Genomic DNA, 8,299 nt, shown 5'->3' with positions numbered 1-8,299 from the left:
GCCATATTTCAGATAAGAGCCGGTACTTATGTATCGGCTCTTTTCTTTTATATTCCCCAATGGGGGGATGAGAATCCCCGACCGGGGGTCGACAACGGGCGCAGCCCGTTGGACGGAATGGCCGCAGGCCATGACGCCCGCAGGGCGAGCGAAGCGAGTCAATCCCCCCTCACCGCCCTATGTAACATTCGCCAAAAAACAAAGCCCGGTTTTCCCGGGCTCTGAGCGCAAAGATTGCTAACTTAACTGTACGCATTCAGCGTTCGTTGGCAGAGCGCCGAGCGAACGCAATCATCTTTATTGAAGCGAACAATCCCTATCATTTCATCTTCTTTAAAGCGGGCCAGCGCGTCACTGAGCCCTGACTGAACATGAAGGGGTAAATCGCACTGGGTAATGTCCCCGTTGACGATAACCGTCACATTCTCCCCGAGGCGCGTTAAGAACATCTTCATTTGCGCAGCAGTGACGTTCTGAGCCTCGTCAAGAATGACCACTGCATTTTCAAATGTACGTCCGCGCATGTAGGCGAACGGCGCGATTTCCACCTTACCGATTTCAGGTCGCAGGCAATACTGCATAAAAGATGCCCCGAGTCGTTTAACCAGCACGTCATAAACCGGCCGGAAATAGGGAGCAAACTTCTCCGATACATCTCCAGGTAAGAAGCCGAGATCTTCATCAGCCTGCAGAACTGGACGGGTGACAATGATCCTGTCTACATCTTTATGTATCAGGGCCTCTGCTGCTTTTGCCGCACTGATCCAGGTTTTACCACACCCGGCTTCGCCCGTAGCGAAAATCAGTTGTTTACTCTCGATAGCATTCAGGTAGTGCGATTGAGCCTCATTGCGCGCCATGATTGGCGTGGCGTCGCGACTGTCGCGCGCCATGCCAATCGCTTCTACGCCACTCATCTGCACAAGCGAGGTGACCGATTCTTCTTCACGCTGTTTATGACTGCGTGAGTCCCGTCTCAGCACACGTTTTGCTTCACGACGAGCTTTGATCACTGCTTTTTGTCTTCCCATGGATAGCACCTTGAGTTGTTGGTATTCATCACACGCGCCGTTGGCAGCGCGATTATGCGCACGAACATCTGCGGGTTGGCTTCCTTGTAAGCCATTGCTTGCCTTTCGAATAGACGCCACACACGGCTACGCGCACCGAATATGGCGTCAGTAACACGAAGAAGAGGGGAAAATGAGAGAAATTTAGCGGTGACGAGATGGCTACCGGAGGAGAGACTTCCGCGTAATAGGCTGCAAAAACTGTCAGAAACGTGTCCACGAGAGGACTTTACCATTCGCGATCTCCATAGTGAATAACCATCACTGCCGGGAACTACCGCTATTACGTATAATTACATCAGAACTTAGCAATAACGCAACAATATTTTTACCTGACGTTAACTAAATTCTCATTTCTGTTGGCAACAGTCTCTTACGGAGATATTACAAAATTATTTCAAAAAACGGATCATATAAAAAAAGAATATTTTCAGCCGCGTGAGACGCAACATACCCCGCCCACAGACGGGGTATCACTATCAGGCTTCAAGCAGAGACTGGCCCAGATAGCGATCGGCCTGCTTGATTCCCGGTAGCGCGAAGAAATAGCCGCCGCCAATCGGCTTAACGTACTCTTCCAGCGCTTCGCCGTTTAGCCGCCTCTGCACGGTCAGGAACCCTTTTTCCAGGTCGTGTTGATAGCAGACAAACAGCAATCCCATATCAAGCTGTCCGGATGGCGTCACGCCAAGGGAGTAGCTGTATCCACGACGCATCATCAGGCTCGACTGCGTCTGCGCCGTGCGTGGATTCGCCAGACGAATGTGGCTGTCCAGCGCAATGACGTTGCCGTCCGGGTCGCTGGCGTAATCCGGCACATCATGTTCGTGCTGCATCCCCAACGGAGCGCCGGTGTGCTTATCGCGGCCAAAAATGGTTTGCTGCTCTTTGAGCGGCGTGCGATCCCAGAATTCGACGCGAAACTGAATCAGACGAACAGCCTGATAAGATCCGCCAATGGCCCACGCCGGTTCCCCCTGCTCCGCCGTCACCCACACCACGTCCTGCATCAGCTTTACATCGCTGCTGTCCGGATTCGCCGTACCGTCTTTAAAGCCCAGTAAATTGACCGGAGTCTCTTTACCCTTACTGCGCGCCGCATGGTCGGATATAAACCCTTCTCGCTTCCAGCGAACGCTCAGCAAATCCGGCGTATGTTTGATGATATCGCGCAGGGCATGGATCACCGTGTCCTGGGTGTTAGCGCAAATCTGTAGCAACACATCGCCATGGCATAACGCCGCATCCAGAGAGTCATTTGGGAAACGGGTCATTTTCTGCAACGTCTTTGGCATCTGCGCCTGTAGGCCAAAGCGCGTATCGAACAGCGAATGCCCCACCGACAGCGTCATGGTCAGGTTATCCGGCGCGATGAAGGCGCCGAGGATCCCGGAGTCCATTGGTGGCATACGCGGGTTCGGCGTTTCCGGTGTCGGGCCGCCAGTGGTCAGGAAAGCAATACGTTTCGTCAGCAGGCGAAACAATCGTTCGAGCTCACCTTTATCCGATGCCAGAACGTCAAATGCCACCAGCATCATTGAAGCCTGCTGCGGCGTCAAAATACCCGCCTGATGGGGACCGTAAAAAGGCTGAGTCTCGCTACGAGCATCCGGCGACAAGGTTCCCGGCGCGCTTTGCGGCTTTTGCGCATGGGCGACCGGACAACCGCCGGCCAACGCCAACGCGCCGCCGAGCGCGCCCATTCCTTTCAACAAACGTCTGCGTGACGGTTCGCTCACGCCGTTTTTATTATCATGCTGCATGGTGCTTAATCCAGACCCAGTACACCGCGTAATTGCGCGAGATCTTCCGCCAGCGTCGTAATCGGGCCTTTCAGCGCGTTGCGATCTGCATCGGTCAGTTTATCGTAAGTCTCAAAACCATCTTTGGTGCGATATTTCGCGAGGATGGTATCCACTTTTTTGAAGTTCGCATCCACTTTTGCTAACAGCTCGCTGTTCTCTTTTTGCAGTTGCGGACGCAGCAGGTCTACGATCTTCTGCGCTCCGTCAACGTTCGCCTGGAAATCCCACAGATCGGTATGGCTGTAGCGATCTTCCTCGCCGCTGATTTTACTGGCCGCCACTTCTTCAATCAGTCCTGCTGCACCGCCAACCACTTTTGACGGTGGGAATGCCAGTTCACTGATGCGTTTTTGCAGATCCAGAACGTCGGTATTCAACTGATCGGCGTAGTTCTCCATCCCTTTGACCGAGTTATCGCCAAACAGCGCTTTTTCCAGACGGTGGAAGCCGGTAAATTTCGGGTCGGCGGCTTTTTGTTCGTAATCGTCTTCACGGGCATCGATGCTGCCGTCAAGATCGGAGAACAGCTCAGCAATCGGCTCGATACGTTCGTAATGCTGACGGGTTGGCGCATACAGTGACTTCGCTTTCTCCAGATCGCCCTCCTTAATGGCATCGGTGAAGGCTTTAGTTCCCGCCACCAGCTGCGCGGTCTCTTCGGTCACATAGGCTTTATAGTTGGTGATAGCGCCACCCAGACTCAGCAAAGTGTCACTCTGCGCGGCATCGGCCGTCGCGCTGCCCTTAACAATCAACTTCCCTTTCGGGTTCGTCAGCAGGCCACAGGTCATGTCATATTCGCCCGGTTGCAGATTGGCAGTCATTTTCTGGCTGAATCCCGGCGCGATGTTTTCGCGTTCTTCAACCACCATCACCCCCTTCAGGATCTCCCATTCCAGCGCTTTCTGACTGTGGTTTTGAATGATGAACTGGGTTTTGCCGGCATTAACCGTAATGCTCATCGGCTCACATTGTTTATCCGTTACCGTGACGTTAACCTGCGGAATATCCGCAGCATGGGCAGTAAAAGCAGAAGCAAACAGTGCAGCCATGCCAAGCTGCAGCGCACTACGGCGAAAGTGATTCGTCATGACCATCCCTTTAAATAAGTATGTTGTAACTACATAAGAGTTTGCGTCGCGAAGCGTCAAGGCGCTGCGCGGGACGCGGTTGTGCCTGTGCGCGGCGGCAATGCAAACACCACCAGCGCCGGTATCAGATAGATAAACCAGACCGCAACTTCACTGACGCTCGGAGCTTCCTGGTAGCCAAAAATGCCTTCCATCAAAGTGCCAAACAGCGAGTGCGTCGAAAGAATAGCGCTCATATCAAATGCCACGTCCTGGAAGTGATTCCACAATCCCGCTTCGTGGAAGGCGCGAATCGCGCCTGCAGCAAGACCGGCCGCCACCAGCAAAATGAACAGGCTGGTCCACTTAAAGAAAGCGCCCAGGTTCAGACGGATGCCGCCCCAGTAGAGTAAGAAACCAAGAACAACCGCAGTCGCCAGCCCCAGCATGGCCCCCACCGGCGGCCAGATCCCGACATCCTGTTGAAAGGCCGCCAGCAGGAAAAAAACGGATTCCAGCCCTTCACGCGCCACGGCGAAAAAGACCATCATGATCAGTGCCCAGCCGTGGTGATTACCGCGCTGTAATGCGCTGTCGACCGCCTGCTCCAGTTGGACTTTGACGTTGCGCGAAACCTTACGCATCCAGAACACCATCCAGGTGAGGATCACCACAGCAATCACCGCGACGATACCCTCAAACAGTTCCTGCTCCTTCTGCGGAAACTCACCGGTGGTCTCGTTGATGAAGATCCCAAGGCCCAGACACAGCGCCGCCGCCAGAAATACACCAATCCACATCACGCCAATCCAACGGCCTCGTTGGGTACGCTTCAGATAACTGGCAATCAGGCTGACTATCAGCGCGGCTTCCAGCCCTTCACGCAACATAATTAGAAACGGAACAAACATGCCAAACACCCTTAAACGTTATTCTTAGTCAACTGATGCAAAGAAAGGTAAATTGCAGTGATAGTGATTATCATTACGGCAAGAGAAAACTCAAGCAGAATGTAATGATAATGATGTCAGAATGTAAACACTTAGCGGGTTAATGATTGTGGCAGGAAGCGATAGCTGAAAAAGACAAAAAAGCCCGCACGAAGCGGGCCTGATTAGTCAGTGAACTGAGACGTTAGCCTTCCTGCAAACGCGATGGCGGTGCGGAATGATAGTGCGCGTCAGCCTCAGCAAAGCGTTTGAGCATCGCCGATGATGGCGCTTTACCCAACAGACTGAAGACGACGATACCGACGCTGCCGAAGATAAAGCCCGGAATGATTTCGTACAGATCCAGCCAACCGAAATGTTTCCAGACGATCACCGTCACGGCACCGATAATCATCCCGGCCAGTGCGCCGTTGCGAGTCATACGCGACCACATCACCGAGAACAGTACCACCGGACCAAACGCGGCGCCGAAACCAGCCCAGGCGTAGCTCACCAGACCCAGCACCCGGTTATCCGGGTTCGCCGCCAGGGCGATCGCCACCAGCGCGACCACCAGCACCATAATGCGCCCTACCCAAACCAGCTCTTGTTGGCTGGCACCTTTGCGCAGGAACGCTTTGTACAGATCTTCGGTAATGGCGCTGGAACATACCAGCAACTGACAGCTCAGCGTTGACATTACCGCCGCGAGAATCGCAGACAGCAGGATACCGGCAATCCACGGGTTAAACAGGATTTGCGCCAGTTCGATGAACACGCGCTCCGCGTTCTGATTCACCGAACCCGCCAGCGCCGGATTGTTGTTGAAGTAAGCGATGCCGAAGAAACCGACCGCAACCGCGCCTGCCAGACAGAGGATCATCCAGGCCATGCTGATACGGCGGGCATGAACGATGCTGTGGTGGGAATCCGCCGCCATAAAACGCGCCAGAATGTGTGGCTGACCGAAGTAGCCCAGGCCCCAGCCCATCAGGGAAATGATGGCGACGAAATTCAGCCCTTTGAGCATATCAACGTTCTCAATGCTCTTCTGTTTAATGACTTCCAGCGAATCGCCAAAGCCCCCAACGCTGATGATGACAATCACCGGCGTCAGGATCAGCGCAAAAATCATCAGACTGGCTTGTACGGTATCCGTCCAGCTTACCGCGAGGAATCCGCCAATAAAGGTATAGAGGATGGTGGCCGCCGCGCCTGCCCACAGTGCGGTTTCGTAGCTCATGCCAAAGGTGCTTTCAAACAGACGCGCCCCTGCCACGATGCCGGATGCACAATAAATAGTGAAGAACAGCAGAATCACCAGCGCGGAGATAATGCGCAGAACCCGGCTCTTGTCTTCAAAGCGCCCGGTGAAGTAGTCCGGCAGCGTCAGAGCGTTATTATTATGTTCGGTGTGCACGCGAAGGCGCCCGGCCACCAGCTTCCAGTTGATCCACGCCCCTAACGTCAGGCCGATGGCAATCCAGCTTTCTGAAATCCCGGAAATGAAAATCGCGCCCGGTAAGCCCATCAGCAGCCAGCCGCTCATATCTGACGCGCCCGCAGATAATGCGGTGACAAATGGCCCGAGACTGCGGCCCCCCAAAATATAATCATCAAAGTTCTTGGTTGAACGCCAGGCGATAAAACCAATCAGTATCATGCCAAAAATATAGACACAGAACGTCACCAGCATCGGTGTGCTAATTGCCATAAAATCTCCAGACTCTTCTGTTTTATTGCTCTGCCGGAACGTGGCAAAGCCTGTTGTATTTCCCGGGCGACCGTATCCTGCCGGAAGCGCGGTTTATTCACAATCGATTTAACACATCATTTACATCAAATTTAAATGCAGATGAACACTATTTTCTGGCAGGTTGCACTCTCTCACATTTTTCGCGGTTGCACCTTTTAAAAGTGTTAACTGCCGCAGAGAAAAAGATAGCGTTATTATTTTTCCCAACGTCATACATCTTTCTTTTATTAACATTTCATTCATTTTTAAGCTTGTTATACAGGTCACATTTAACGTGGTTGCACAAAGTTGCAACATAGTAGATATTTCTCGATAACGATAAGCAGTACCTCACCGAACAACAGGAGCAGATGGCATGGGAACCACCACGATGGGGGTTAAACTGGATGACGCAACGCGCGAGCGCATTAAGTCAGCGGCAACGCGAATTGATCGCACCCCGCACTGGTTGATTAAGCAGGCAATCTTTAATTACCTGGAAAAACTGGAAAACGATGACACGCTGCCAGAAATTCCTGCGCTATTGGCCGGAGCCGCCAACGAAGGCGATGAATCCACGGCACCGCAGGAAGAGATCCATCAACCTTTTCTGGAATTTGCCGAGCAGATCCTCCCACAGTCGGTCTCGCGTTCCGCCATTACCGCAGCGTATCGTCGCTCTGAAACTGACGCGGTCTCGATGCTGATGGAACAGGCGCGTCTGCCGCAGCCGGTAGCCGAACAGGCCCATAAGCTGGCTTACCAACTGGCGGATAAACTGCGTAATCAGAAAACAGCCAGCGGCCGTGCCGGTATGGTGCAAGGCTTGCTGCAGGAGTTTTCTCTCTCTTCGCAGGAAGGGGTGGCGCTGATGTGTCTGGCGGAAGCGCTGCTGCGTATTCCGGATAAAGCCACGCGCGATGCCTTAATCCGCGACAAAATCAGCAACGGTAACTGGCAGTCGCACATTGGTCGTAGTCCGTCGTTGTTCGTCAACGCGGCGACCTGGGGTCTGCTGTTCACCGGTCGTCTGGTCTCCACCCATAACGAAGCCAGCCTTTCTCGCTCCCTGAACCGCATTATCGGTAAGAGCGGTGAGCCGCTGATCCGTAAAGGCGTCGATATGGCGATGCGTCTGATGGGCGAACAGTTCGTGACCGGAGAAACCATTGCCGAAGCGCTGGCGAATGCCCGTAAGCTGGAAGAAAAAGGCTTCCGCTACTCCTACGATATGCTGGGTGAAGCCGCGCTGACCGCAGCTGATGCGCAGGCCTATATGGTCTCCTATCAGCAGGCGATTCATGCGATTGGTAAAGCGTCGAACGGACGCGGGATTTATGAAGGTCCGGGGATCTCTATCAAGCTCTCCGCCCTGCATCCGCGTTATAGCCGTGCCCAGTACGATCGAGTGATGGAAGAGCTCTATCCGCGCCTGAAGTCGTTGACGCTGCTGGCGCGCCAGTATGATATCGGCATCAATATCGATGCCGAAGAGGCCGACCGTCTGGAGATCTCCCTCGATCTGCTGGAAAAACTGTGTTTTGAACCTGAACTGGCTGGCTGGAACGGTATTGGTTTCGTCATTCAGGCGTACCAGAAACGTTGCCCGTTCGTCATCGATTACCTGATCGATCTGGCCACCCGCAGCCGTCGCCGCCTGATGATCCGCCTGGTCAAAGGCGCCTACTGG

6 protein-coding genes are annotated in these 8,299 nt (G+C 53.6%); 1 reads left to right on the top strand and 5 read right to left on the bottom strand.

Going from position 1 to position 8,299, the window contains the following annotated elements:
- Positions 1 to 242: 242 nt before the first annotated feature.
- The 5 genes from phoH to putP form a co-directional block, all read right to left on the bottom strand.
- Entirely contained in the window at positions 243 to 1,031 is a 789-nt protein-coding gene (phoH, locus tag AB7E14_RS16385; protein ID WP_044327603.1) for a phosphate starvation-inducible protein PhoH, read from the bottom strand.
- Positions 1,032 to 1,549: 518 nt separating this feature from the next.
- Positions 1,550 to 2,833 (bottom strand): iron uptake transporter deferrochelatase/peroxidase subunit, encoded by a 1,284-nt coding sequence (gene efeB, locus AB7E14_RS16380; protein WP_316962207.1) that lies wholly within the window; start codon positions 2,831 to 2,833, stop codon positions 1,550 to 1,552.
- Positions 2,834 to 2,838: 5 nt separating this feature from the next.
- Positions 2,839 to 3,966 (bottom strand): iron uptake system protein EfeO, encoded by a 1,128-nt coding sequence (efeO, locus tag AB7E14_RS16375; protein ID WP_044327601.1) that lies wholly within the window; start codon positions 3,964 to 3,966, stop codon positions 2,839 to 2,841.
- Between the two features lie 56 nt (positions 3,967 to 4,022).
- Positions 4,023 to 4,856: an iron uptake transporter permease EfeU gene (efeU, locus tag AB7E14_RS16370; protein WP_046402040.1), complete on the bottom strand. Its 834-nt coding sequence runs from the start codon at positions 4,854 to 4,856 to the stop codon at positions 4,023 to 4,025.
- A gap of 223 nt (positions 4,857 to 5,079) precedes the next feature.
- Positions 5,080 to 6,588, bottom strand: a complete 1,509-nt coding sequence (gene putP / locus AB7E14_RS16365) for a sodium/proline symporter PutP (RefSeq protein ID WP_043001041.1) — start codon at positions 6,586 to 6,588, stop codon at positions 5,080 to 5,082.
- 397 nt (positions 6,589 to 6,985) lie between these two features.
- Here putP and AB7E14_RS16360 point away from each other — a divergent pair.
- Positions 6,986 to 8,299 (top strand): proline dehydrogenase family protein (locus AB7E14_RS16360; protein WP_428169678.1); only part of this gene is annotated, 1,314 nt, incomplete at its 3' end.

Source organism: Citrobacter sp. (genome assembly GCF_050252275.1).
GTDB classification, from domain to species: Bacteria; Pseudomonadota; Gammaproteobacteria; order Enterobacterales; family Enterobacteriaceae; genus Citrobacter_A; species Citrobacter_A amalonaticus.
Note: the sequence above shows the minus strand (reverse complement) of the source record. Positions and strands in the feature narration are given on the sequence as shown.